This window comes from Mesorhizobium sp. LHD-90 (assembly GCF_030929505.1).
Classification (GTDB): domain Bacteria; phylum Pseudomonadota; class Alphaproteobacteria; order Rhizobiales; family Rhizobiaceae; genus Kumtagia.
In genome coordinates, this window is record NZ_JAVFVV010000017.1 from 13,973 (window position 1) to 38,776 (window position 24,804).

Sequence of the window (24,804 nt, forward strand, 5' to 3'; positions counted from 1 at the left end):
GGGAGTAGGGGAGTAGGGGAGTAGGGGAGTAGGGGAGTAGAAAAGGATCGAGACCTCGCAAGACCCGTCAATGGATTGCAGCCACCGCAGTCTTTTTTTGCAGAAGTCTCAGAACGTATCCCCGAGCGGATATCTTTGCTGCCTTACTGCCTTACTGCCTTACTGCCCTGAAAATCCCCGCGGCCGCCGCGACCATCGCCGCATTGCCGGCGGCGATTGTCCCGTCCGGCAGGGTGTGGCCGTCCTCCAGCCCGACCCGCGTCGACCAGCGCCGCGCCGCCGCAAGTTCAACAAACGGCCAGACCGTCGCGTTCTCGCCATGGAGCAGGATCGGCTTGCGCATCCGCGCGGCCTCGAGCACCGCAAAGATGTCGTCGGCTACCGCCCTCGCCTCTTCAAAATCTTGCCCGGATATTTCGATCAGCACGCGTAGAACCCGTCCGCCGTGCTCCAGGCCGACAAGGCGCTCCGCGTCGGCGACCGACGCCAGCCCGGCCTCGATGCCGACCCCGCACCGGCTGAGGCGTTCCATTACACCCGGCGCATCGGATTCCGAAAGATTTACAGAGGCATAGTCCGGCAGCTCGGCCCAGCCGTCGATCGCCGCGCGCGTTTGCGCCTCGTCGGCCTCGATCCAGGCGCCGGTAGACACGCCGATCAGCGTGCCGGGACAGGCTTTTCGCACCAGCGGAATGGTGGCGTCGATCGCAAAAAGACTCTCGCGGCCGTCGGCGCGCGGGTGGATGTGCAGTTCGGCGGCGCCCGCCCCCACGCAGGCGGCGCCATCCCTCGCCATCGCTTCCGCCGTCAGCGGCAAGGCAGCGTGGTAGCCAGCGGGGCGTGCGCCGTTGATACAGGCCTGGACGATCATTTGCTGCCCTCGCTGAAGATTATCAACAGTTTAGCAAGTGCGAACGCGGCGGTGTAGCACCGGAACCATGGCAACTGACGCATCCTGCCGGCACGCGAGGATCTCGGCGCTACCGCGTTTCAGATCCGCGTGAAGTCCCCAAAATAAAGCTGTTTCAAATATTTAACGCACGAGAAACGCGAAAAGAACGGGACGGGCTTGATTCCGCCCCCCAAAAATGTCGGACGCAGCGCAGAGAAGCCGATAGTAGGACGCTTTTGGGTATTTTGCGCTTCTCGCACACAGCAAAAAAGGCGCCGCCTTTCGGCGACGCCATCGTGAACCGGTTTGCCGGACGATCAATTGGCCTGGCAGAAGTACCGCTGGCCGTCATAGCCTGTGAACGTGCCGGTGCGCGCGTTGAACGAACGGTAGCGGCTTTCGCAATAGTCGTACCACTCCGGCGACCACGGCTCGAGCGCGCCAGTCGCATAGACCACTTCCGGCTCGCGAACGTAATAGCGGCGGACCGGACCCTCGCGGTAGAGGCGGCGGACCGGCTCGCGGTATACCGGCTCCGGCTCGTAGTAGTCCGGTTCGTAGTAGCGCCGTTCGGGCGCGGTGGCGACGCCGGCGGCGAGCGCGCCGACCGCCAGTCCGAGCACGCCGGCCGCCACGAGATCGCCATCCGAATTGTAGTGGCGGTAGCCATTGCGGCGCCAGCCGTCACCCGCCTGGGCGGCGGGCAACGCCGACAGCGTGGTGGCGGCTGCGGCGAGGCCGAGCACGGCGATCTTGGTCAAACGGTTCATTTCGGTCTCCTACGACTGACGGGCGTCGGCGCGAGGCGCGTCGCCCAGTGTCAGGCAGAGAATACGGGGCCGCTCCTGAACGCAGGCTGAACGCCGCATCGGGCAAAATCATGGCCGGCCCGGCACATGCGCCGCCGATACCGGCAGATCCGCCAACGGACCTCGCAAAAAAATACGCGAAACGCCGCGGCTCCAGCGCGGCGCGGCGGCGAAGCGTTTCCGTCCGGGATCTAGCCGACGGTCAGGTTGACCGCCTTCGGCCCCTTGCCGCGCTTGTCCGGCTCGGTGTCGAAGGACACCTTCTGCCCGTCCTCGAGCCCCGGCAGTCCGGAGGACTGCACGGCCGAGATATGGACGAACACATCCTTGCCGCCATCGTCGGGCGTGATGAAACCGAAGCCCTTTGCATGGTTGAAGAACTTGACGGTGCCTTGTTGCGGCATGGGTGACTCCTCTTGACCCAAAACGAAGTCCGGCGGGGTTCGCCCGCCTGGCTCCCGGTCATCCGGAGTGGAGAAGAAACTGACTGGTCGCGCCCGGGGCCTGGCCAGTGCCCTCTTAGTATTCTCTACCGCGCTTCGCCGGCGCTTTCAGCAAGCGCCGCCGCATGCCATTCCCGTCTCCGGGCCCGCAAAATGCCCGAGATCGCGATTAGTCCTTCATTTTTAAGGAACGGGCAAGCGAAAGTTTTCCCCGCCGGCACCACTGCGCGACGAAGTTGCTCTGCAAGCATTAGAGTGCCGCGGTAAGGCGAGCCGGCTGGACCGGTCTAAGCACCGCGGGAATGCTTCAGACATGGGATCGGCGCGGCGGTCAAACCGCCACGCCGTGCTTGTCGTTGGGCCACGCCGGAAAGGGCGCGCGCTACCTCACGATGCGCGGAGGTTGACCGCCTTCGGGCCCTTGCCCATGCGGTCGGGCTCGACGTCGAAGGACACCTTCTGGCCATCGACCAGCGTGCGCAGGCCCGACTTCTCGATCGCCGAAATATGGACGAACACGTCCTTGGCGCCACCGTCCGGCGTGATGAATCCGAAGCCTTTGGTGGCGTTGAAAAATTTGACGGTTCCCGTCTGGGACATGGGGAAGCTCCTTCACCCGTTGCGGTTGGCCCGCTGCTCGGCCGCAATACCGGGGAAGCCGAACACCGGCATAAGCTTGGCGATCATGCGCAACGCGCGATATGCCCCCCGCCAATGTGGGGCCGTCAGATATTCACGATATCGGGGAAAGGTTTCGTCCAAAAACGGGTCCAGTCTCCGGGTAGCAAATGCCCGAACACAAAATGTATCGCACGGAAATGTTGTATCCGCAAGGCGCAAAGCCAGTCGCCGCAAGGCGTTGCGGGACGAGGCATGGAGACGGCCACGACGGCGCCCGTATGAACCATTTGGGCAACGTGACCGAATCCGTATGGGGATTGCATTCGCAGGCGGAATCGCGATCATCCGCCGGACGGGGTGCCCGGATCGGCGCCAGGGAGGACATCGATGCGCTTGTTGTCATGGATAAGATTGCGACACGCCGTTCTCGCGGTGGGGCTCGCCATCCTCGCCGCCTGCAACGTGGTGGTCGAAGAGTCCGGCCCGTCTCGCCCCCGCCCGGACGGCGGTTTTTGCACCCGCGAATTCGATCCGGTCTGCGGGCGGCGCGGCGGCGACCAGCGCACCTTCGCCAATGCCTGCCTGGCGGACAATGCGGGCTTCCGCGTCGTGCGCCGCGGCGAATGCCGGCGCGGCGACGACCGCCCGGACGAGCCTCGCGCCTGCACCCGCGAATACGATCCGGTCTGCGCCCGGCGCGGCGGCGACCGCCGGACCTTCTCCAACGCCTGCGTGGCCAGGGAAGCCGGCTATCGCGTGCTCGACCGGGGCGAATGCAGGCGCGGCGACGGCGGAGGCGGCGGGGACGGGCCGCGTGCCTGCACGCTCGACTATCGGCCGGTTTGCGCGCGGCGCGGTGGCGACGTCCGCACCTTCGCCAACGCCTGCACGGCCGAGTCCGCCCGCTACAGGATCGTCGGCAACGGGCCTTGCTGAGCGGCGGCCGGCCGGCGAGCCGGCATCAACGAATACTGCGACCGGCCGCGCCTGCTGCTGAGTAAAACTCAGTTACTGCGCTGGACGACGCGCACCGCACAGTCTGGACCGACGTGCCGGTGCCAGACGCGCACGCCGTTGATGCGGTGCAGGCGCACGTCGCGGTGGCAGTCGCGGACAACAGGCCCGCCGCCGGCGCGGATCGGCCTGCAGCGGCGATTGTGATAGTGCCAGACCGGGCGGCCGTATTCCGGCACGTAGTGGCGACGCTCGTCGGCGTGACAGCCGCGGGTCTGGACGATCAGGGATTCGCCGGCGCCCGGCGCGGGCAGCGTGGCCGGTCCCGCGCCGGCGCTGGCGCCGAGCACCGAGAGCAGCATCGCGGCGGCAACCAAAAACCTTCTCATGGAAAATTCCTCACGATGGACATTGCGCCAGATACTACACGACGCGCGGCAAGTGGCGCATGTCGGCGCAACCGGAGGTTAACGGTCAGTTGATGCGGTCGCGCCTGGATACGGATCTCCGCTCGCCACGCGTGGAGCCCAATTAAGATGTCCGGCGAGAACACGACGGTCCGGGCCAGACGAGCCGTTCCGGCAGGCGAACTCAAAACTCACGCCCTGCCCTACCAGCCGGTCCATGAAACGCGCGGAATAAGGAATTTGCTGGTGAGCTCGGTTTCCTTTCAGAACAACCAATACTATGATCTGCCAAGGCTAGGCCGACAATGGATCGTAAGCTTGTCGCGATTTTTGCCGCAGATGTAGTGGGCTATTCGACTCTGATGGAGCGCGATGAGGCCGGTACATTCGAGCGCCTTCGTGCCGGACGCAAGGAACTGTTCGAACCCGAAATTGCTCGCCACCACGGCTATGTCTTCAAGCTGATGGGCGATGGGATGCTGGCGGAATTCGGCAGCGTCGTCGATTCCGTCGAATGTGCAGTGTCGCTGCAGCGCGGTATGTCCGAGCGCAATGCCTCGGTTCCCGAAGCGGAACAGATTCAGGTACGGATCGGTATCAACCTCGGCGAGGTGATCATCGACGGCGACGACCGGTATGGCGATGGCGTCAACATCGCGGCCAGACTTCAGCAATTGGCGGAACCGGGCGGCATCTGCGTCTCGGGAAAAGTGGCCAAGGAGGTCGAGAGGAAGCTGGCGTTCCCCCTTGAACCAATGGGCGAACAGAGGGTCAAGAACATCGCCGAGCCAGTTCAGGCGTATCGCGTGTCGCTTGATCCCGCGGCAGCGGGCAAGACCCTCCATGCTCGCCGCCAACCGCGTGCCGGGCGTTTTCCGGTCGCGGCGGGAGTTCTAGTCCTGACTCTCGGCCTTGCAGCGGCATGGTGGCAGCCGTGGGAGAGGCCTGTGCAGCCTGCCGCTCGGGCAGCCGGCGAGTCAGCCGAAACCCGGCCCTCGCTCGTCGTGCTGCCCTTCGACAATCTCAGTGACGACAAGGACCAGCAATATCTCGCCAACGGCTTCACCGAGGACCTGACAACCGAACTGGCGCGCGTACCGGGTCTTTTCGTTGTCTCCCGCAACGCGGCCTTCGCCTACAAGGACAAGGACCCGAAGCCGGAGGAGGTTGCGGCGGCGCTGGGCGTCCGCTACCTGCTGGAAGGCTCGATCCGCCGCATCGGCGACGACATGCGCATCAATGCGCAGTTGATCGACAGCGCGACGTCCGGACATCTCTGGGCGGAGCGTTTCGAAGGCCGGTGGGCGGACGTATTCGCGCTGCAGGACAGGGTTGTCAGCAGCATTGCGGGCGCGCTCCAACTCCGCCTTGTCAGCGGCGCGCACCCAGCCCGCGCCGGAGGCACAAGCAATCCGGCGGCCTATGATGCGTACCTGAAGGCACTGGACATCTACAATCGCGACAACACCCCCGAAGAGTTTGCCGAGGCTGTCAAACACCTCCAGAAAGCCATCGAAATCGATCCGAATTTCGGCGCGGCTCATGCCCAACTCGCCTGGGCCTATTGGGACGCGGACATCACCCGGGCCGTGGTGATGGGGCTCACGCAAGCCGAGGCCTACGACAAAGTCCACGAAACGCTGAAGCTCGCCGCCCGACGTCCTTCTCCGGGCTATTATCAACTGGTCGCCGAATTGATGGTCAGGGAGCACAACTCGGACGAAGCGGTCACCGTTCTTCTGAAATCGGCGGCGCTCGATCCCAGCGATTCCTGGAATTATCTCTCGCTGGCCAATGCCCTGAATTTCAACGGCAGGCCGACGGAAGCACTGAGCTATCTCGATGCGGCGGCGCGCGTCGACCCGATCTCGTGGATGGACTACAGGCGCTACCAGGCCGGGCTGGCCGAGTTCGGCCTGGAGAATTTCGAGGGGGCCGTTCGTATTATCGAGAAGATGGACCTTGAAGCATCCGATCCACGAGCGAAATTCTACGCTCTTCAAATCCTTGTTTCGGCTTACGCACATTTGGGGCGCACAGAGCAGGCCGCCTCAACCCTGGAAAGGTTGAGGGAGGCTCTGGCGCGGAGAATGGAATTAGGGCCAAACCAGTTGATCACTCAGGACTACATGGTGTTCAAGAACACGATCGACATCGAACGTCTTCTGGCCGGCTTGACCAAGGCAGGCGTGCCCGATCTGCCGGCATTGGCAAGTGCAGGCATGAATCCGAAGGACCGTCTCACAGGAGCGGAAATCAGGTCTCTCGTGTTCGGCCACGAAACACGCGGAAAACTGGTGCTTCTCAAGTTCCTGCCGATGCGGCGCACAACCTCGGTCGATGGTTTCGTCAGCGAAACCGTTGGCCAGAGGAACCGCACTGGAACTTCCTGGGTGCAAGGCAATTTCTTGTGCAATGCCTTTTCCGGAGAGCTGACAAGCTGCGGGGCGATTTTTCGCAATCCACTCAGGACGCCGGGCCACGAGGACGAATACAAGGCCGTCTACCGTTGGGAACAGTTCGAGTTTTCGGTCGTCAAGTAAACCCCGAAATGCCGCAAGACCGAAAGTCTGCCGCGGCCGTGCCTGGGCCCGGATTTCCGCTCGCCACGCGTCGCGCCTGATTTCGACGTCCGGCGGGAACACGAGAATCTGACCCGTTGCGGACGGCCCGCCGTCACCTTCATAAGGGTCGAATAACAGCTATGATGCCACCGTCGTCTTCAATACAAGCTTAACATTCCGCTAAACTGACCAACGGATTATTTTGCAGATGAGGAGTCCTGTTTTCGGTTGAACAACCTTGCCAGCAGAAGACCCTCCGCTAGGTTGTCCGTCGGAAGTGTCCCACACAGGCGAGAGGAGACGTTAAGGTGAAGATACCCGCAAAATTGCACAGCGTCCTTGGCGCGGCGCTCCTTGTGAGCAGTGTCTCTTTCCCGGCCCTTTCGCAAGATCAGGACGCGCGAAACGACGCTACCGATGCGACCAAGTCGGCAAATTCCGCACTGTTGAACCAACTGCCCTTCAACGACACTTCCGATTTCGACGATGCAAAGCGCGGCCTGATTGCGCCGCTGCCGTCCGAGATGATCCAGGGACAGGCCGGAAATCTCATCTGGAACCCACAGCAATACGGCTTCATAACCGAAGGTGCGCAGGCCCCCGCGACGGTCAATCCCAGCCTGTGGCGACAGTCGCAACTCATCAACATCAGCGGTCTGTTCGAGGTCGCCCCGGGCCTCTACCAGGTTCGCAACCAGGACCTCTCGAACATGACCATTATCGAGGGGACGGAAGGCATTACCGTGGTCGATCCGCTGGTTTCGGCCGAAACGGCGAAGGCTGCTATCGACCTCTACTACAAGCACCGCGGCAACAAGCCGGTGAAGGCCGTTATCTATACGCATAGCCACGTCGACCACTACGGCGGCGTGCGCGGCATCGTCAACGAGGCGGATGTCGCCTCCGGCGCGACCAAGATCTACGCTCCCGAGGGCTTCCTCGAAGCAGCGGTCGCGGAGAACGTGATGGCCGGCAACGCCATGAGCCGCCGGGCGAGTTACATGTACGGCAACCTGCTCAAGGCCGACCCCAAGGGCCAGGTCGGCGCTGGACTCGGCACGACGACCTCGGCCGGAACGGTGACGCTCATTCCGCCCACCAACATCATTTCGGAAACGGGCCACAAGGAGAAAATCGACGGCCTGACTTATGAATTCCTCATGGCTCCCGGCTCCGAGGCTCCGGCCGAAATGCTCTGGTACATAGAGGAGATGAAAGCTATCCAGACCGCCGAGGATGCGACGCATACGCTGCACAACACCTACTCGCTGCGTGGTGCAAAGATCCGCGAGCCCTTGCCGTGGTCGAAGTACCTCAATCAGGCGCTGGTGATGTGGGGCGACAAGGCTGAGATCATCTTTGCCCAGCACCACTGGCCGACCTGGGGCAACGACAAGGCCGTCAAGCTGCTCAAGAGCCAGCGCGACCTCTACCGCTTCATCAACGACGAGACGCTGCGCATGGCCAACCAGGGCATGACGATGCGCGAGATCGCCGACAATTTCAAATTGCCGGATAGCCTGGGCAACGTTTGGGCCAACCGCGGCTACTACGGTTCGGTCTACCACGACGTTGCGGCGACCTACGTGCTCTATCTCGGCTGGTTCGACGGCAACCCCGCGACCCTGCATGAACTGCCGCCGGTCGAGGCCAGCAAGCAGTATGTCGAGTTCATGGGCGGCGCCGACGAGGTGCTGAAGAAGGCGAAGGTATCTTACGACAAGGGCGATTATCGCTGGGTGGCGCAGGTCGTCCATCATGTCGTCTTCGCCGATCCCGACAACAAGGCCGCCAAGGACCTTGAGGCGAATGCCTTGGAGCAACTCGGCTACCAGGCCGAATCCGGTCCGTGGCGCAACTTCTATCTCAGCGGCGCGCAGGAACTGCGCAACGGCGTGGCCAAGCTGCCGACCCCGAACACCGCCAGCCCCGACACGGTGCGGGCGATGTCGCTGGAACTGTTCTTCGATTACCTCGGCGTAAGGCTGAACAGCGAGAAGGCCGGCGACGCGCACGTCAAGCTCAACTTCGATTTCGGCGCCGAGGACGGCACCTATTTCGTCGAAATGGAGAACGGCGTCCTCAACCATACCAAGGGCATGAAGGCCGACGACGCCGACGCCACCATCACGCTGTCGCACGATACGCTCAACAGCATCATCCTGCAGCAGACCTCGCTTCAGGATGCGATCGGCAAGGGCGACGTGAAGATCGACGGCGACCAGGCGAAGCTGCAGCAGGTCGTTGCCAGCCTCGACACATTCGAGTTCTGGTTCAACATCGTCACGCCGTAAGGCGTACGCAATGTGGTCCCGCGCATCGTCGCAAGATGCGCGGGACCACCAACCGCCGCCGCTGCCGACACCGGCCATCGACCGGTTGACTCGGGTGCCGGGCTGCCCCACTTTCCCGCGCCGGAGGATCGGTGCGACGAGTTTCGCCTTGACGGTCCCCATGCTCGCGGACGACAAGGCGGCGGATGACAGACCAGCACAAGCCCGACCCGCTGCGCTCGCCCCTGCTCGATGAAGCGCGTCCGCGCGGCATCCGCCACGGCTTTTTCACGCGCGCCGGCGGCGTTTCCGAAGGCATCTATCGCGGCCTCAACATCGGCAACGGCTCCGCCGACAATTCCGAAAAAGTCGCCGAGAACCGCCGCCGCGTGGCCGAATGGATGGGCGTCGCGCCCGACGCGCTGCTTTCGGCCTATCAGGTCCATTCCCCGGACGTCATCGTGGCGACCGGGCCCCTCCCCTCGCCTCGCCCGCAGGCCGACGCCATCGTCACCGACCGGCCGGGCCTCGCGGTGGGAGCCACCTCGGCCGATTGCGGGCCGGTGCTGTTCGCCGATGCGCAGGCGCGCGTGATCGGCGCGGCGCACGCCGGCTGGAAGGGCGCCTTCACCGGGGTGCTCGAAAATACGGTCGACGCCATGGAAAGGCTGGGCGCCTCGCGCGGAAAAATCGTCGCGGTGCTGGGCCCGTCGATCGGTCCGAAAAACTACGAGGTCGGTCCGGAGTTCGTCGACCGTTTCGTCGAGGCCGACACCGGCAACGCCGTCTATTTCGCGCCGTCCGAAAAACCCGGCCACGCTTTGTTCGACTTGAACCGCTACACCGTCGACCGGCTGCGCAAGGCTGGCGTGACGGCGGAAGCGCTCAACCGCTGCACCTATGCCGAGGAGGATCTGTTCTTCTCCTATCGCCGCACGACGCACCGCAAGGAGGCGGACTACGGCCGGCTGATTTCCGCGATCGTGCTGGAGGAGATTTGATGGCCCTGCATTTCGAACGCACCGAGTTCGACGCCCGCCGCGACCGCCTGGTCATCGAGATGGCGGAAAAGAAGATCGATGCGATGCTGCTGTTCGCGCAGGAGAGCATGTACTGGCTGACCGGCTACGACACGTTCGGCTTCTGCTTCTTCCAGTGCCTGGTGCTGAAGTCCGACGGCTCGATGGTGCTGCTCACCCGCTCCGCCGATTTGCGGCAGGCGCGGCACACCTCGACCATCGACAACGTCGTCGTCTGGCTCGACCGCGAAAAGTCCAATCCGGCGCTCGACCTGCGCAACCTGCTCAACGATCTCGGCCTGCTCGGCCAGCGCATCGGCGTCGAATACGACACCCATGGGCTTACGGCCTATAACGGCCGGCGGGTCGACGAGCAGCTTTCGACCTTCGGCCAGATCGTCGACGCCTCCGGCATCGTGGCGCGGTTGCGCCAGTTCAAGAGCCCCGCCGAAATCGCCAAGGCGGAGCGCGCAGCCACCCTTTCCGACGAGGCGCTGGACGCCGCCTTGCCGCTGATCGTCCAGGGCGGCGACGAGGGCGCGATCCTCGCCGCCATGCAGGGCGCGATCTTCGCCGGCGGCGGCGACTATCCGGCCAACGAGTTCATCATCGGCTCGGGCGCCGACGCGCTGCTCTGCCGCTACAAGGCCGGACGCAGAAAACTCACCAAGAACGACCAGATGACGCTGGAATGGGCGGGCGTCTTCCACCACTACCATGCGCCGATGATGCGCACGGTGCTGACCGGCAAGGCGTCGAAGCGGCATCAGGACCTGTTCGAGGCCGCGCGCGACGCGCTGACGGCCGTCGAAAAGGCGATGGCGCCAGGCAACACATTCGGCGATGTGTTCGACGCTCATGCCCGCGCGCTGGAGACGCATGGCCTGACCAAGCACCGGCTGAACGCCTGCGGCTACTCGGTCGGCGCCCGCTTCACGCCGAGCTGGATGGACACGCCGATGTTCTACCAGGGCAATTCGGAACCGATCGCACCGAACATGACGCTGTTCGCCCATATGATCATCATGGACTCCGAGACAGAGACGGCGATGACGCTCGGCCGTACCTATCTGACCACCGAAACGCAGCCCAGGCCGCTCTCCCGCCATGATCTCGACTTGATCGTGCAGTGAATCGGCAGTCGGCGAAAGGGTTTTCGTATTGAAACCATGGTTTGAGGGCAAAAAGCGGATGCTGCCGGGCGGAGCGCTGCTGCTCGCGGCCGCGATCGTCTCGGCCTGTTCCAGCACGCAGGACGTGCTGGAACCTTCGGCGATAACGCCCCCCACCGCCTCGACCACGCCCGATCCGTCGGCGCCGCCCTCGCAGACGGCGGCCGGCCAACCTTCGATCGTCTCGCCGAGGGCGGCCGCGGCGCAATCTCCCGCGATGGCGAGCGCCCGCATCCAGATCGCCCCGATCGTCGGAACCTCGGTCGAGGCGGCGACATCGCTGTCCGAGCGGCTGGCGACGGCGGCCCGCCAGCGCGGCATCCGCATGGTCGGCAGCGCCGACCCGGCCGCGACCTTGCAGCTCAAGGGCTATTTCACGCCGCTGGTCGAGGGCAAGGATACCACGGTCATCTATGTCTGGGACGTGTACGACCCGACCGGCAACCGGGTGCACCGCATCTCCGGCCAGCACAAATCGTCCTCCGCCGGCGGCGAGGGCTGGGCGGCGGTGCCGGCGGCCTCGATGCAGGCGATCGGCGACCAGACCATCGAGCAACTCGCCACCTGGCTCGGCAGCCGCGCCGGGTGAAACTGCACGCGAAGAAACTCAAAAGAAGGGATCGCCCGCTTGCAATAGCGCGGCGGGCGGTTAAAAGCCCGCTGATCCATCCCTTCGGAAACGGCACATGAAACTTTTTGCGGGCAACTCCAACAGGACCCTTGCAGAGGGCGTTGCCCGCTACCTGAACATCCCGATCGGCAAGGCGACGGTGCGGCGCTTCGCCGACCAGGAGATTTTCGTCGAGATCCAGGAGAACGTGCGCGGCGAGGACGTGTTCATCCTGCAGTCGACCTCCTTCCCGACCAACGATCACCTGATGGAACTGCTGATCATGATCGACGCCTTCATGCGCTCCTCGGCGCGGCGCATCACGGCGGTCATCCCCTATTTCGGCTATGCCCGCCAGGACCGCCGCGCCTCGGGCCGCACGCCGATCTCGGCGAAGCTGATCGCCAACATGATCACGCGGGCAGGCGCCAACCGCGTGCTGACGCTCGACCTGCACGCCGGCCAGATCCAGGGCTTTTTCGACATCCCGACGGATAATTTGTTCTCCGTGCCGGTGATGGCCCGCGACGTGAAGGCCAAATACAAGCAGCTCGCCAACCTCATGGTGGTGTCGCCCGACGTCGGCGGCGTGGTGCGGGCCCGCGCGCTGGCGAAGCGCGTGGACGCGCAGCTCGCCATCGTCGACAAGCGCCGCGAGCGGCCGGGCGAATCCGAAGTGATGAACGTCATCGGCGACGTGAAGGGCAAGGACTGCCTGCTGTTCGACGACATCGTCGATTCCGGCGGCACGCTGTGCAACGCCGCCGACGCGCTGCTGGAAAAAGGCGCCAGCAGCGTGGCCGCCTATATCACCCACGGCGTTCTTTCCGGTGGGGCGGTGGCGCGCATCACCGGCTCGAAGCTGCAGGAACTGGTGATCACCGATTCGATCCAGCCGACCCAGGCGGTCGTCGACGCCCACAACGTCCGCGTCGTCTCCATCGCCGACCTGATCGGCGAGGCGATCTCGCGCACCGCGACGGAGGAATCCGTCTCCAGCCTGTTCGATTGACGCCGGCATGGCTCAGGCGAAACGCTTCTGGCTGATCGCGGGCCCGAACGGCGTCGGCAAGACGACCTACGCTTTCAAGAACATCGCGGCAGTCAGCGGTTCGCTGAACTTCGTCAATCTGGACGAGATCGCACGCGGCCTTTCCCCCTTGAAACCGGAATTGGCGGATCGCGAGGCGGCCCGGATTGCGCTTATGCGCGCGCGTGACTTCATCTTCCGCCGTGAGGTCTTCACGATGGAGACCACCATGTCCGGCCACACGCATCTGGCGCTGATGCGGGAAGCCAACGCGGTCGGTCTCTCGCCAACGCTTCTCTATTTCAGCGTCCGCGACCCCGACATCTGCCTCCAGCGTATCGCGCGCCGTGTCGCGGAAGGCGGCCACGACGTTCCGGAGCCGATCGTGCGGCGACGTTTCCAGCGCAGCCACGAAAACCTTCCCGCCTACTGCGCCGCCGCCGACCTCTGGCGCATCTATGAAGCGTCAGGGGTTCGGCCTTGCCTGGCAGCGGAAGGACAGGGAGCGGCTGTTGTCCATCGTGATGCCGACTGCCTATCCGGCGCAAACGACTATGTGCACGGCTTTGTCGGGCAGGCAGACGGATAACGTTCTTCAGCCGGCCGGATGACGGCGGGAAGCGTCGGTCAGACCAGGCTGCGAACCATCCCTGCTACCGCCGCCAGCGCCAGCACCAAAATCATGTTGGCCTTGAACTTGAGCAGCGCGACCGCCGCGGCGAGCGCGATGAGTGCGGCCAGCCAGTCGAATGTCGAAAGGTCGGGCACCGGCAGGCTGAACGGCCCGGCGGCGATTTCGTCCACCTTGCCGAACAGCACATGCAGAGAAAACCAGACAGCGAGGTTGGCGATGATGCCGACCACCGCGGCCGTCACCGCGGCAAGCGCCGCCGCTAGCCAGCGCACCCGCCGCACCGTCTCGACATAAGGCGCGCCGACAAAAATCCACAGAAAGCACGGCACGAAGGTGAACCACAGCGTCACTGCCGCGCCCGCCAACCCACCCGCAAGCGGATCGAGGCCGGAGAGCCGCGCGCCGCCGAGGAAACCGACGAACACCAGCACCAGGATCAGCGGCCCGGGCGTGGTCTCGGCAAGTCCCAGCCCGGTCAGCATCTCGTCCGGCTTCAGCCAGCCATGCACCTCCACCGCCTGCTGCGCGACATAGGCCAGCACCGCGTAGGCGCCGCCGAAGGTGACCATCGCCATTTTCGAGAAGAAGCCTGCCTCGGCGGCGAGCACATGGCTTTGGCCAAGTATCCCGTAGAGGGCAGCCAGCGGCACCAGCCAGATCGCCGCCCACACGCTGAGCGTCGAAGCGAAACGCCGCCAACTCGGCCTCGTCCACTGCGGCGCCGTTTTGTCCGAAGTCTCTTCCGCAGTGGCCACGCCCGCCACCTGTCCGACCGCAAGGTGCCTTGCAGCGCCGATCGCCGCCGCGACCAGAATGATCAGCGGAAACGGCAGCTTCAGGAAGGCGATGGCGACAAAGGCAGCGATGGCGACAAGCACCGCCGGCAGGTCGAGCAGCGCCCGCCGCGACACCTTTACCAACGCCTCCAGCACCACCGCCAGCACCGCCGCCTTCAAGCCGAACAGAAAACCCTGCACAAGCGGCACATCGCCGACCAGCAGGTAGATCGCCGACAGCGCGGTGATCACCACCGCGCCGGGCAGCACGAACAGCAGCCCGGCGATCAGCCCGCCGCGAACGCCATGCAGCAGCCAGCCGGAATAGGTGGCGAGCTGCATCGCCTCCGGCCCCGGCAGCAGCATGCAGTAGTTCAGCGCATGCAGGAAACGCGGCTCGTCCAGCCAGCGCTTCTCGTCGACCAGGATGCGGTGCATCAGCGCGATCTGCCCGGCCGGCCCGCCAAAGGACAGCAGGCCGATCTTGCCGAACACACGCGTCGCCTCGCCAAGGCTCGGGCGCGCCGTCTCGGCCATTGTCTCCGGTCCGTCCGGCATCTGGTCCATCTACGCCGCCCTCACCGGCCAATTGTGCGTCTCGCCGGTTGCGTGGCGGCACCAGCCGTAGAGGGCGTCGTAGAGGATCATGCCTTTTTCCAGTTGCACAAGATCGTCCGCTTCCGTTGCCGACAGGCCAAGCGATATGGCGAGCAGCCCCGCCGCCTGCGGCTCCAGGTCCAGGCGCGCCGTGTCCGCGCCCCGGACGATCTTTGCCAGATGCAGAAGCGAAGGATCGGACAGGCCGAATTCGGCAATCAGCGTGTCGAAGGTGCAGTCCTCGCCGCGATGCGAATAATGCACATCCTTGACGTCGAAAGGTATCCAGCCGGTTTCGCTGGCGATGTCGACGACCCACTCCGCGGCGACGAAGTGGAACACCGCGAACGGATCGATGAACCGGCGGATCAGCCAGGGACAGGCGATGCGGTCGATCTTCGGCCGCTCTCTTGTGACCCAGACGCTGGGCCCGGGCAACCCAGCCTCGATGCCGGCAGCCTCCCGCGCCACCGTCGGGCCATTGGCCGCGATCCAGGCATCGAACCCACCTTCAAGCACGGCCACGTCGACGCCCGCGGCGATCAGATTCGCCACCGCTATCTCGCTGACATTGTGACCATGCGCACAATAGACCACGACCGGTTGTCGATCCGGTGACAGAGGCACGGACTCTCCGACCGTCATGTGATCGCGCCAGATGGCGCCGGCGATACGGACCGGGGACGCGGCGAGAGCCGCGGGACGCCGCACATCGACGAACAGCGGCGACCGGCTGGTGCCGACGAGCGGAATGAGTTCGGATGGAGAAAAATATCGAGGCATGGATTTCCTCCGCACAGATTGCGAAGGCGGAGCTTGGGCAAAAGCCTCACGGGGAGTCCACCATGCCCCCGATGATGAGGAGCATAGTCCGTCCGGGACTATTGTTCAACGCAAAATCCCGTCGAGAACCGGCAGGCTGACCAGCGCCGCCGCCGCGATCAGCCAGTAGCATATGCGCCGGAAGGTCGTCTCGCTGGCCAGCCCGAACATGTGCGATCCGCCGAACAGCCCAAGCCCGTAGGCCGGGGCCGACAGAAGGGCGAGCAAAAAGACCTCGCGCACCAGCAGGCCGCCGGCGACGTAGGAGAAGATCGAAAAGAGGCTGGAGACGGCGAAATAGATGACGATATTGGCGCGCACCGTCCAGCGTTCGATCGCCCCGCCCAGCCAGTAGGCGACCACCGGCGGGCCACCAGCCTGCGCCGCGCCCGAGCAGAAGCCGGCGGCGAGACCGACGGCGACGGTCACCGGCGGCTTCGGCCGGCCGTGATAGCGCCAGCCCGAAACGAGCAGGCCGAGCATGATGACGACGAGACCGACGATCGCCCAGCGGATGGTCAGCGGGTCGGCATTGGCGAGGACATAGGCGCCCGCCGGCACACCGAGGAAGGCGCCTACCGCCATTGTGCCGACATCGCGTCTGTCGCAGAGCCGCCAGGCGCCCGGCAGCATGCCGACGGTCATGACGAAATCGATGACCAACAGCAGCGGCACGGCGAGCCGCGGACCGATCGCGGCACTGGCCAGCGGGATGAAGATCAGCGCCGCGCCGAAACCGGAAAAGCCACGCGCCAGCCCGGCGACCAGGGCGGCGGCGAGCAGGAACATGATTTCGCCGGCCGAATGGCCGGCAATCGAAAAATCCAGCATGGCGTGGAATCGAACGCAGAGAGATCAGGCCGCCATGTTAGCGGCCCGTCTGTTCGGCCAACAGGGCAAGAACCGCCAAAACGGTCGGCCACAGCGACTTGGCCCGCAAGGCCCGACACGTCCAGGTTTGTCCGGGTCGCGTTTCAAACACCACTTGACCATCGGTCGGCGAAGAGCCCGCGTCAAATGAACTTGACCGGCATTTCACAAACCAAGAGGCCACTCGCTGTCTTTCGGCAGTGTCCGGTTGGAATGTCCAGTTCTAACCCTTAGTGCGACATTGGCAATGTTGCGTGTTTCCGTTGATTTTGTAACGCCTACCATTTAGCGTAGGTTGTACGAGGCACGCGGCATGACCTCCGCCGTTGAAGTTATTGATGCTCTTTTTGGGGATGATCTTGTTCAAGTTGACTTTGGTGGTTTTAGGTCTGCTCACACTATCGGCCTGTGTTTCAAGTTCGGACCGCGTGTTTCAAGAGAAAGGATGGTTCGACATCTCGCCGGGAGAGACTGTAAGAATTTTTAGAGCCTCCGATCAGGACTTGAATTGCAAGTTTCTCTTTTTACCGGAAGGCAAAGTAGTTGATAGGCCCTCGCATGGCACGATGGTTTATCGAAAAACGGTGGTCGCGCCCGCCTATAAGCCGGACAACCCCCGGTACAAGTGTAACAGTCGGCGTGGCCTTGGTGGCGCATTCTTCTACACGCCCAACCCTGGTTTTTCTGGTCAGGATTTTGCGCGGATACGACAGCCTTTCACCGACGGGAGCGTCGTTGAGACGGTGGTCAATATCTCTGTTAGGGCTCCATAGGCCACCTGCTGCCTGCGCAACTGCAAGGCTCGACCCAAGTCTATGTCGGCTTATAGGAAATCTCTTCTGCCAGTCATTCGGGCGTTGATAGAATGTGGAGCGCAATGACAACGGCGGAAATTGCCAACACCACTGGAAGCGAATACCGCCACGTAGCCAATCTTGGCGCCGCCATCATTGCCGCGAAATCCGCAACCAGTTGGATTAGGAAGCCCATAGCTTATTGTTCCCAACGGAGTTCGTGGAGCATAGCGGATTGATGTCCGCTTTCCATCCTCGCCGAAATTCAACCGACCCCCATCTTCCCACGACCTTGCGCCTTTGCGCCCTCTCCGCTATAGGACCGCCACCCGCGTAGACACCCTTGGAGGCAACGCGGGCGATCGCCGCCATCTTCGCATGGTCCTGCTCCGGCTTGCGGAACGGACCCTTTGCGCCGAAGGCGGCTTTCGACGTTTCCGGCATTGCCGTTTCGGCAGCCGAAAACGCTCCAGCAACGCGAAAGGAAAAGCCATGAGCGATACCTATGAGCTCAAGGCCGACGCGCGCGAACAGGTCGGTAAGGGGTCCGCCCGTGCAGTTCGCCGCGAAGGTAAAGTGCCCGCAGTCATCTATGGAGACAAGCAGCCTCCCCTGGCGATCGCTCTCTCCTACAAGGACGTCTACTACAAGATCCACGGCGGCGGGTTTTTGACCACGGTCGCCACGATCGACGTGGGCGGCAAGAAGATCCAGGTCCTGCCCAAGGACTACCAGCTCGATCCGGTCAAGGACACGCCGCTGCATGTCGACTTCCTGCGGATCGGCAAGGACACCGAGGTCAATGTCGAGGTGCCGGTGCACTTCGTCAACGAGGACAAGTCGCCCGGCATCAAGCGCGGCGGCGTTCTCAACATCGTGCGCCACGAGGTCGAGTTCCACTGCCCGGCCAACGCCATTCCGGAATTCATCACCATCGACCTGACCGGCGCCGACATCGGCGATTCCATCCACATCTCGTCGGTCAAGCTGCCGGCCGGCGTGCGCCCGGTCATCCAGGACCGCGACTTCACCATCGCGACCATTGCCGGCTCGTCGGCGATGAAGCCCGAGACGACCGAGACCGCCGAGGCTGCCGCCCCGGCGCCGGCCGCCGAGGAATAGTCTGAGGGCGCGTCTGGAAGCGATGCCATGCTGATCTTCGCTGGCCTCGGCAATCCGGGCGCGCAATATGCCAACAACCGGCACAATGTCGGCTTCATGGCGGCGGACGCAATTGCCCGCCGCCATGGTTTTTCGCCCTGGTCGAAGAAATTCCAAGGGCTGGTCGCCGACGGCTTGATCGACGGCGAGAAGGTTTTGCTGATCAAGCCGCAGACCTTCATGAACCTCTCCGGCCAGTCGGTCGGCGAAGCCTTGCGCTTCTACAAGCTCCTTCCCTCAGCACTCACCGTGCTCTACGACGAGATCGAACTCGCCGCCGGCAAGGTACGGGTCAAGATCGGCGGGGGTGCTGCCGGCCACAACGGCATCCGCTCGCTCGACCAGCATGTCGGCAAGGATTTTCGGCGCGTGCGCATCGGCGTCGGCCATCCCGGCGTCAAGAACCTTGTGCACGGTCACGTGCTCGGCGATTTTTCCAAGGCCGACGCGGAATGGCTCGATCCCCTGCTCGATACGATCGCCCGCAACGCCGGCCTGCTGGCCAAGGGCAACGACAACGAATTCATGAACCGCGTGACCCTGGCACTGCGCGAGGCGCTGCCGCCGACCGGCGAACACGACCGGCCGCCGCCCAAGGCGCCGAAGCAGCAGAGCCACATCCGCCAGGCCCGCCCGCAGCAGCCGGCCGTCCAGGTGCCGGAAACCGGACCGATGGCGGCCATGTTGAAGAAGCTGCTCGGCAACAAGGGCTGAGCCGGGTTACGCCGCCTTCTTTCCCTTCTTCGCAGCCCCCTTGCCGCGCGAAATCCCCTCCTTTTCGAGGCTCTTGCGCAGCACATCGGCCAGGTTGACGACGTTTTCCTTGGGTTTCGGCGCGGGTTTCGGCGGCGCCTTGCCCTGCTGCTTGGCCTTGATCATCTCGATCAGCGCGTTCTCATAAGAATCCTCGAATTTCGAAGGATCGAATTTCGTCTTCTTCTTGTCGATCAGAAGCTCGGCGATCTCGATCATCTCGGCGTCGGTCTTCACCTTCTTCAGCCCGTCGAAGACGCTGCCGGCCGCGACCATCTGGTTGTGGTTGCGCAGCGTCGTCATCAGCAGCGCCTCGCCCTCGGGCTGGATCAGCACCTCGCGGCCGCGCTGATAGAGCACGATGCAGGAACGCGCCGCCGCCTTCTTGCGCGCCAGCGCCTCGCAGATCACCGCGAAGGGTTCGCGCGCTGCCGGATCGGCCGGCACGACATGATAGGGCTTGTCGAGATAGCGCTGGTCGATCGCCGTCAGATCGACGAATTTGTCGACCTCGAGCGTGTGCTCCGAGCTTTGCTTAAGTGCTTTGATCTCGTCGGGCTCAAGCAGCAGAAACTCGCCATTGTCGAGTTCGTAGCCTTTTACCTGGTCCTCGGTCTCGACCACCTTGTCCGTGCCCTCGTCGAGATAGGCGCTTTTCACCGGCTCGCGTGTCTTGCGACTGAGGATGCGGAAGTGGATTTTTTCCGCTTCCGAGGTCGCACCGACCAATTTTACGGCGCAGGCGACCGAGCCGAACTTCAGAAAACCTTTCCAGACCGCGCGCGGAGCCGCCATCGCCTTTTCCCCTATTGGCCAATCCGCTTGAACGGAAGGCGAAAGGATTCGTTCCAAGACCGAGATCATAGCCATTTGCGGCGCGACACGATAAAGCCTATATCACACGAGGTTCGTGAAACCGTGAGATCGTGAGATGAAGAACGTTACAATCTCAATGCAGGAAGATACGCTTCGCGACCTTCGCGTCGAAGCCGCCAAGGCGGGGAAGAGCGTTTCGCGATATGTTGCGGATATGATTGAAGCCAACATCCGTAAACCTCCGGCCGCAACGCCGACCACCCGCAATGCTCAGATAGAAGCGCTCGAACGCATCCTGAGCGGCCCGAAATGGAGCGTAATGCGCGACGGTCGGATGCCTACTGCCGATGAGCGCAATGAGCGCTAGGACATTTGTCGACAGCAACGTCTTTCTCTACGCGGCCGAGAAACGAGACATCGAGAAGTCGGAACAGGCGGGTTTGTGGCTACGTCATCTCTTGGCCTCTGGAACCGGCGTCGCCAACCTCCAGGTCATGAACGAGATAACCAACGTCCTGATCAAGCGCGGCAGGATGGAGCCAGAAACCGTCTTCACGATAGTCGATGGATTCTCCGCCTTCGGAATGTCTTCGATCAACGTTGAAACAATCGCTGCTGCCCGGTTGTTGCATTTCCAGTTCGGCTATTCCTGGTGGGACTGCGTGCTTCTGGCCTCGGCAATCGAAATGCAATGCCGCTACTTCTTGTCGGAGGACATGCAGGATGGTCATCAAATCCATGGGTTGACGATCATCAGCCCCTTCCGGCATAGCCCACCGCAAATCGCACTCCACTAGGATATTCGCATGGGTTTCAAATGCGGCATCGTTGGCTTGCCCAACGTCGGCAAGTCGACGCTGTTCAACGCGCTGACGCGCACCGCCGCGGCGCAGGCCGCCAACTATCCGTTCTGCACCATCGAGCCGAACACCGGCGAGGTCGCAGTGCCTGACCCGCGCCTGCAAAAGATCGCGGCGATCGCAAAATCGAAGGAGATCATCCCGACCCGCATCTCGTTCGTCGACATCGCCGGCCTGGTGCGCGGCGCGTCGAAGGGCGAAGGCCTCGGCAACCAGTTCCTCGCCAACATCCGCGAGGTCGACGCCATCGTGCATGTGCTGCGCTGCTTCGAGGACGACGACATCACCCATGTCGAGGGCCATATCAATCCGGTGGCGGATGCGGAGACGGTCGAGACCGAACTCATGCTGGCCGACCTGGACAGCCTCGAGCGCCGTATCGTCCAGTTCCGCAAGCGCGGCCAGAGCAAGGACAAGGAAGCGCTGACGGTGCTGCCGGTCATGGAGAAGGCGCTGGAACTGCTGCAGGACGGAAAGCCGGCGCGCGTCATGCTGAAGGGCATTGCCGCCGAGGATCTGAAAACCCTCCAGGGCCTGAACCTGCTCACTGCCCACCCGGTGCTCTATGTCTGCAACGTCGCCGAGGCGGATGCCGCCACCGGTAACGAGCATACAAGGGCGGTCGAGGCCATGGCCGTCGCACAGGGCGCCGGTACGGTGGTGATTTCCGCCGCCATCGAGGCGGAGGTCGCGCAACTGCCAGACGATGAGGAACTGGAATTCCTGGCCTCGATGGGACTGGACGAGCCGGGCTTGGACAAGCTGATCCGCGCCGGCTACGACCTCCTGCACCTCATCACCTATTTCACCGCCGGGCCCAAGGAAACGCGCGCCTGGACGATTTTGAAGGGCACCAAGGCGCCGCAGGCGGCCGGCGTCATTCATACGGATTTCGAACGCGGCTTCATCCGTGCCCAGACCATCGCCTATGACGACTATGTCGCGCTCGGCGGCGAAGTCGCGGCCAAGGAAGCGGGAAAAGCCCGCGACGAGGGCAAGGAGTATGTCGTGCAGGACGGCGACGTGCTGCTATTCAAGTTCAACACGTGACAAAACACCTGCGCGTCCTGCACCCCGCCGAAGGCATTTTGGCCTTCTACGATGGGCGCGTGGACGGCTATCGCTTCGCCGCCGGACCGAACTGGGTCGATGACGGGACGCTCTCGCTCGGCATCGCCAGCTATGCCGTCGTCGATGACGACGAGGCGCTGGTCTACGACACGCATGTCTCCGTCGACCATGCGCGGCTCGTCCGCGCTACGCTGGAAGCGCTGGGCGTTTCGAAATTCACCGTCGTGCTCAGCCACTGGCATCTCGACCATGTCGCCGGCACGGCCGCCTTCGCCGATTGCGAGATCGTCGCCAATCGCCGTACCGCCACGCATCTCGCCGCCCGCAAGGTGGCGATCGAGGCCGGCACGCTGGAGGGTCCGCCGGCCATCGATCCGCTGATCCTGCCAACGACGCTGTTTGACGATCGCCTGTCGCTGAAGATCGGCAATCGCATCGTCGAGTTGATCGAGTTGAATATCCACAGCGACGACGCGACCGTGCTCTGGCTGCCGGAGCAGCGGCTATTGCTCGCGGGCGATACGCTGGAGGACACGGTCACCTATGTCGGGGAGCCCGAGAATTTCGACCGGCATCTCGAGGACCTGCAAAAGCTGGCGGCGCTCGATCCGGCCAGCATCCTGCCGAACCACGGCGACCCGGATATCATCGCCGGCGGCGGCTACGCCAAAGCGCTGATCGCGGCGACCGAGGATTACGTTCGCGCGCTGCAACACGCAGTTGACGATCCGACCATGCGTGAACTCACGCTCAAGGAATTCGTCGCGCCGCAGCTTGAATCGGGCTCGATCCAATACTTTGGGCCCTACGAAGAGGTGCACCGCAACAATATCAGGGCCGTACTGTCTTCGGCGAAAAACGGACGTCGATAGGACTTCGCCGGGCGGCGATATCCTATCGTTCAAGCGGTCGATATTGGCTTCCGCGCCGGCGACATGCCGCCGGCGCGGAAATATCTCCGTCAGGCGGCCGCCTTGCTCGACGAGCCAGCGAGCGCGCCGCCGACCTTCTCGGAGACGAAGCCGAACAGCGCCCCGATCACCATCGATACGACGATATTGATCAGCGCGTTGTCGACGACCGAGACCGTCAGCAGCGTACCCAGCTTGCCGGCGAGCAGGGTGTAGCCAGCAACGCAGGCGAAGCCGTAGACGGAAGACGGTATGCTTCCAAATGCAGGCACGTTCGCGCCGAGCACCATGATCGCGGCGCCTATCCCGACCAGTATGCCTGCGGCGATAGGAACGCCAAGTGACGGCGCCAGCGAGCCGAGCAATATCAGCACGACCCACGCAACAACGGCGCCAAATATGTGCGCCGGAATGTTCGTCTTGAGCGCTGCCTGTGTGCCGCCCGAATGAAAATAGGCCGCCCAGGCGACAAAACCCGCCCATATTTGCAGGCCCGCCATTCCGAGCGGCCCCACATAGAGCCAGGTGGCGATCCCACCCAGCACACCGATGCTAATTGCAAGTGCAGTCAGTAGTGGCATTGCTTCCTCCCGAAGTTTATTGAGCGGCGGCAAAATGGCAACGCCAGGTTGCAGGCCGACTCGGTACTCGGTGCCCTCGAAGCAGGCTCATCTTTCGCGATGCCTGATCCTTGTGCAATCGTACTTTCGGTCGCCGTTCACCGGCATCGGTTTCGCCGGTACGCAGGTCCGTGCGGATGGGCTCGCAAGACGGGCGGGCCGCGGTCTACGCACGGTGCCCGTTCCGCCAGGCTTGACGGCGTGGGGCCGCGGGTCTATCGCGCTCGGACGCAAGGCCCTTGCGCAGGCAAGCAGCGGCCGTCACGCAATCCACATCAACGCGTCCCGTTCGACGCACCTCTTGGCTGAAAATCAAGGGAGTCTTGGCGATGATCAGAGCCTTCGTCATGGACAACGACCGGCTGCGGCAGATTCCCGACCTGTTCGACACCCAGCAAACGGTGGTGTGGGCCGACCTGGTGAATCCGACCGGCGAAGAAGAGGCGGCGATCGAAAAATGGATCGGCATCGACGTTCCCACCCGCGACGAGATGGAGGAGATCGAGATCTCGTCGCGCCTCTATTCCGAGAACGGCGCCTGGTTCATGACCGCGATCCTTCCCGCGCAAACCGAGGGTGAGAACCATGTCATGGGTCCGGTCACCTTCGTGCTGGCCAAGGGCAAGCTGATCACGGTGCGCTATCACGAGCCGCGCGCCTTCCAGACCTTTCCGCAGCGGGCCGAAAGCGCCGACCTGAATTGCCAGAACGGCCATTCGCTGCTGGTCGCGCTGCTGGAAGCCATCGTCGACCGGCTGGCCGATCTGCTCGAGCGCGCCAGCCGCGACGTGCTCGACATCTCGCACCGGATCTTCCACCCGACCGAAAGGAAAGCGTCGAAGCGCGACCTGGGGTTCCAGATCATCCTTCGGCAGATCGGCCGCAAGGAGCTGTTCATCTCCAACGTCCAGGACAGCCTTGTCAGCCTGCAGCGCGTCTCCACCTTCCTCGGCAACATCCCGACGCCGAGCAAGGACGACAAGGAGTTGAAGATGCGCGTCAAGACCCTGTCGCGTGACGTGCAGTCGCTTGCCTCCCACGCCGATTCGCTGTCGCAGAAGGTGATCTTCCTGCTCGACGCGACGCTCGGCATGATCAACATCGAGCAGAACGCCATCATCAAGATCGTCTCGGTGGCGGCCGTGGTGTTCCTGCCGCCTACGCTGGTCGCCTCGATCTACGGCATGAACTTCGACCTGATGCCGGAACTGAAATGGGAATACGGCTACCCGATCGCCATCGGCGTCATGGTGCTGGCCGCCGTGCTGCCCTTCTGGTGGTTCAAGCGTCGCGGCTGGTTGTGACACTGGCTTTCGCGGCCTTCG

General features: G+C 63.4%; 26 protein-coding genes. 16 read left to right on the plus strand and 10 right to left on the minus strand.

The window, feature by feature from the left end:
- Window positions 1-151 precede the first annotated feature (151 nt).
- From RB623_RS21880 to RB623_RS21895, 4 genes are all read right to left on the minus strand, one after another.
- On the minus strand, window positions 152-871 hold the full coding sequence (locus RB623_RS21880; protein ID WP_308059111.1) for a 3-keto-5-aminohexanoate cleavage protein: 720 nt from the start codon (window positions 869-871) through the stop codon (window positions 152-154).
- Between the two features lie 338 nt (window positions 872-1,209).
- Window positions 1,210-1,662: a BA14K family protein gene (locus RB623_RS21885; RefSeq protein WP_308059112.1), complete on the minus strand. Its 453-nt coding sequence runs from the start codon at window positions 1,660-1,662 to the stop codon at window positions 1,210-1,212.
- 230 nt (window positions 1,663-1,892) lie between these two features.
- Complete coding sequence (locus RB623_RS21890) at window positions 1,893-2,105, minus strand: cold-shock protein (RefSeq protein ID WP_308059113.1); 213 nt, start codon at window positions 2,103-2,105, stop codon at window positions 1,893-1,895.
- 426 nt (window positions 2,106-2,531) lie between these two features.
- Window positions 2,532-2,744, minus strand: a complete 213-nt coding sequence (locus tag RB623_RS21895) for a cold-shock protein (RefSeq protein ID WP_308059115.1) — start codon at window positions 2,742-2,744, stop codon at window positions 2,532-2,534.
- 408 nt (window positions 2,745-3,152) lie between these two features.
- Between RB623_RS21895 and RB623_RS21900 the strand changes: the two genes are divergently transcribed.
- Window positions 3,153-3,701 (plus strand): Kazal-type serine protease inhibitor, encoded by a 549-nt coding sequence (locus RB623_RS21900; RefSeq protein WP_308059116.1) that lies wholly within the window; start codon window positions 3,153-3,155, stop codon window positions 3,699-3,701.
- Between the two features lie 68 nt (window positions 3,702-3,769).
- Here RB623_RS21900 and RB623_RS21905 read toward each other — a convergent pair whose 3' ends face one another.
- On the minus strand, window positions 3,770-4,108 hold the full coding sequence (locus RB623_RS21905) for a hypothetical protein (RefSeq protein ID WP_308059117.1): 339 nt from the start codon (window positions 4,106-4,108) through the stop codon (window positions 3,770-3,772).
- 323 nt (window positions 4,109-4,431) lie between these two features.
- On the opposite strand from RB623_RS21905, the gene RB623_RS21910 reads away from it, so the two are divergent.
- The 7 genes from RB623_RS21910 (at window position 4,432) to RB623_RS21940 (ending at window position 13,383) form a co-directional block, all read left to right on the plus strand.
- Window positions 4,432-6,669 (plus strand): adenylate/guanylate cyclase domain-containing protein, encoded by a 2,238-nt coding sequence (locus tag RB623_RS21910; protein WP_308059118.1) that lies wholly within the window; start codon window positions 4,432-4,434, stop codon window positions 6,667-6,669.
- 467 nt (window positions 6,670-7,136) lie between these two features.
- Window positions 7,137-8,984: an alkyl sulfatase dimerization domain-containing protein gene (locus RB623_RS21915; protein WP_308059120.1), complete on the plus strand. Its 1,848-nt coding sequence runs from the start codon at window positions 7,137-7,139 to the stop codon at window positions 8,982-8,984.
- Between the two features lie 185 nt (window positions 8,985-9,169).
- Window positions 9,170-9,964 carry a peptidoglycan editing factor PgeF gene (gene pgeF / locus RB623_RS21920; protein ID WP_308059122.1) on the plus strand — a complete coding sequence of 265 codons (795 nt, stop codon included), beginning with the start codon at window positions 9,170-9,172 and terminating at the stop codon, window positions 9,962-9,964.
- Window positions 9,964-11,115, plus strand: a complete 1,152-nt coding sequence (locus RB623_RS21925; protein ID WP_308059123.1) for a Xaa-Pro peptidase family protein — start codon at window positions 9,964-9,966, stop codon at window positions 11,113-11,115. The genes pgeF and RB623_RS21925 overlap by 1 nt, the downstream gene beginning before the upstream one ends.
- A gap of 58 nt (window positions 11,116-11,173) precedes the next feature.
- Window positions 11,174-11,743 (plus strand): hypothetical protein, encoded by a 570-nt coding sequence (locus tag RB623_RS21930; RefSeq protein ID WP_308059124.1) that lies wholly within the window; start codon window positions 11,174-11,176, stop codon window positions 11,741-11,743.
- 97 nt (window positions 11,744-11,840) lie between these two features.
- On the plus strand, window positions 11,841-12,776 hold the full coding sequence (locus tag RB623_RS21935) for a ribose-phosphate pyrophosphokinase (RefSeq protein ID WP_308059125.1): 936 nt from the start codon (window positions 11,841-11,843) through the stop codon (window positions 12,774-12,776).
- 7 nt (window positions 12,777-12,783) lie between these two features.
- Window positions 12,784-13,383, plus strand: coding sequence for an AAA family ATPase (locus RB623_RS21940; protein WP_308059126.1), 600 nt, complete (start codon window positions 12,784-12,786; stop codon window positions 13,381-13,383).
- Window positions 13,384-13,421: 38 nt separating this feature from the next.
- Here the strand turns inward: RB623_RS21940 and chrA are convergent, their stop codons facing one another.
- The 3 genes from chrA to RB623_RS21955 all read right to left on the minus strand — a co-directional run bounded on the left by chrA (window position 13,422) and on the right by RB623_RS21955 (window position 16,454).
- The gene (gene chrA / locus RB623_RS21945; protein ID WP_374121727.1) at window positions 13,422-14,762 is read right to left on the minus strand and encodes a chromate efflux transporter; all 1,341 of its coding nucleotides are present in this window, start codon (window positions 14,760-14,762) and stop codon (window positions 13,422-13,424) included.
- 9 nt (window positions 14,763-14,771) lie between these two features.
- Complete coding sequence (locus RB623_RS21950) at window positions 14,772-15,584, minus strand: chromate resistance protein ChrB domain-containing protein (RefSeq protein ID WP_308059127.1); 813 nt, start codon at window positions 15,582-15,584, stop codon at window positions 14,772-14,774.
- A gap of 105 nt (window positions 15,585-15,689) precedes the next feature.
- The gene (locus tag RB623_RS21955) at window positions 15,690-16,454 is read right to left on the minus strand and encodes a sulfite exporter TauE/SafE family protein (RefSeq protein WP_308059128.1); all 765 of its coding nucleotides are present in this window, start codon (window positions 16,452-16,454) and stop codon (window positions 15,690-15,692) included.
- A gap of 365 nt (window positions 16,455-16,819) precedes the next feature.
- Between RB623_RS21955 and RB623_RS21960 the strand changes: the two genes are divergently transcribed.
- The 3 genes from RB623_RS21960 (at window position 16,820) to pth (ending at window position 19,162) form a co-directional block, all read left to right on the plus strand.
- The gene (locus RB623_RS21960) at window positions 16,820-17,266 is read left to right on the plus strand and encodes a hypothetical protein (RefSeq protein WP_308059129.1); all 447 of its coding nucleotides are present in this window, start codon (window positions 16,820-16,822) and stop codon (window positions 17,264-17,266) included.
- Between the two features lie 513 nt (window positions 17,267-17,779).
- Window positions 17,780-18,409 (plus strand): 50S ribosomal protein L25/general stress protein Ctc, encoded by a 630-nt coding sequence (locus tag RB623_RS21965; protein WP_308059130.1) that lies wholly within the window; start codon window positions 17,780-17,782, stop codon window positions 18,407-18,409.
- A gap of 27 nt (window positions 18,410-18,436) precedes the next feature.
- Window positions 18,437-19,162 (plus strand): aminoacyl-tRNA hydrolase, encoded by a 726-nt coding sequence (pth, locus tag RB623_RS21970; protein WP_308059131.1) that lies wholly within the window; start codon window positions 18,437-18,439, stop codon window positions 19,160-19,162.
- 6 nt (window positions 19,163-19,168) lie between these two features.
- On the opposite strand, the gene RB623_RS21975 is transcribed toward pth, so the two are convergent.
- Window positions 19,169-19,996, minus strand: a complete 828-nt coding sequence (locus RB623_RS21975) for a Ku protein (protein ID WP_308059132.1) — start codon at window positions 19,994-19,996, stop codon at window positions 19,169-19,171.
- A 136-nt stretch (window positions 19,997-20,132) separates the two neighbouring features.
- Between RB623_RS21975 and RB623_RS21980 the strand changes: the two genes are divergently transcribed.
- The 4 genes from RB623_RS21980 to RB623_RS21995 are packed head-to-tail and all read left to right on the plus strand — an operon-like array spanning window position 20,133 to window position 22,820.
- A complete protein-coding gene (locus RB623_RS21980) occupies window positions 20,133-20,384 on the plus strand; it encodes a hypothetical protein (RefSeq protein ID WP_308059133.1) in 252 nt (83 codons plus the stop codon).
- The gene (locus tag RB623_RS21985) at window positions 20,365-20,814 is read left to right on the plus strand and encodes a PIN domain-containing protein (protein WP_308059134.1); all 450 of its coding nucleotides are present in this window, start codon (window positions 20,365-20,367) and stop codon (window positions 20,812-20,814) included. Before RB623_RS21980 ends, RB623_RS21985 begins: the two co-directional genes overlap by 20 nt.
- Window positions 20,815-20,823: 9 nt before the next feature.
- Window positions 20,824-21,927 (plus strand): redox-regulated ATPase YchF, encoded by a 1,104-nt coding sequence (gene ychF, locus RB623_RS21990; protein ID WP_308059135.1) that lies wholly within the window; start codon window positions 20,824-20,826, stop codon window positions 21,925-21,927.
- Entirely contained in the window at window positions 21,924-22,820 is an 897-nt protein-coding gene (locus RB623_RS21995) for an MBL fold metallo-hydrolase (RefSeq protein ID WP_308059136.1), read from the plus strand. Before ychF ends, RB623_RS21995 begins: the two co-directional genes overlap by 4 nt.
- Before the next feature lie 89 nt (window positions 22,821-22,909).
- On the opposite strand, the gene RB623_RS22000 is transcribed toward RB623_RS21995, so the two are convergent.
- Window positions 22,910-23,440 (minus strand): DUF1097 domain-containing protein, encoded by a 531-nt coding sequence (locus RB623_RS22000; protein ID WP_308059137.1) that lies wholly within the window; start codon window positions 23,438-23,440, stop codon window positions 22,910-22,912.
- Window positions 23,441-23,808: 368 nt separating this feature from the next.
- On the opposite strand from RB623_RS22000, the gene corA reads away from it, so the two are divergent.
- Window positions 23,809-24,783, plus strand: coding sequence for a magnesium/cobalt transporter CorA (gene corA, locus RB623_RS22005; RefSeq protein WP_308059138.1), 975 nt, complete (start codon window positions 23,809-23,811; stop codon window positions 24,781-24,783).
- Window positions 24,784-24,804 lie beyond the last annotated feature (21 nt).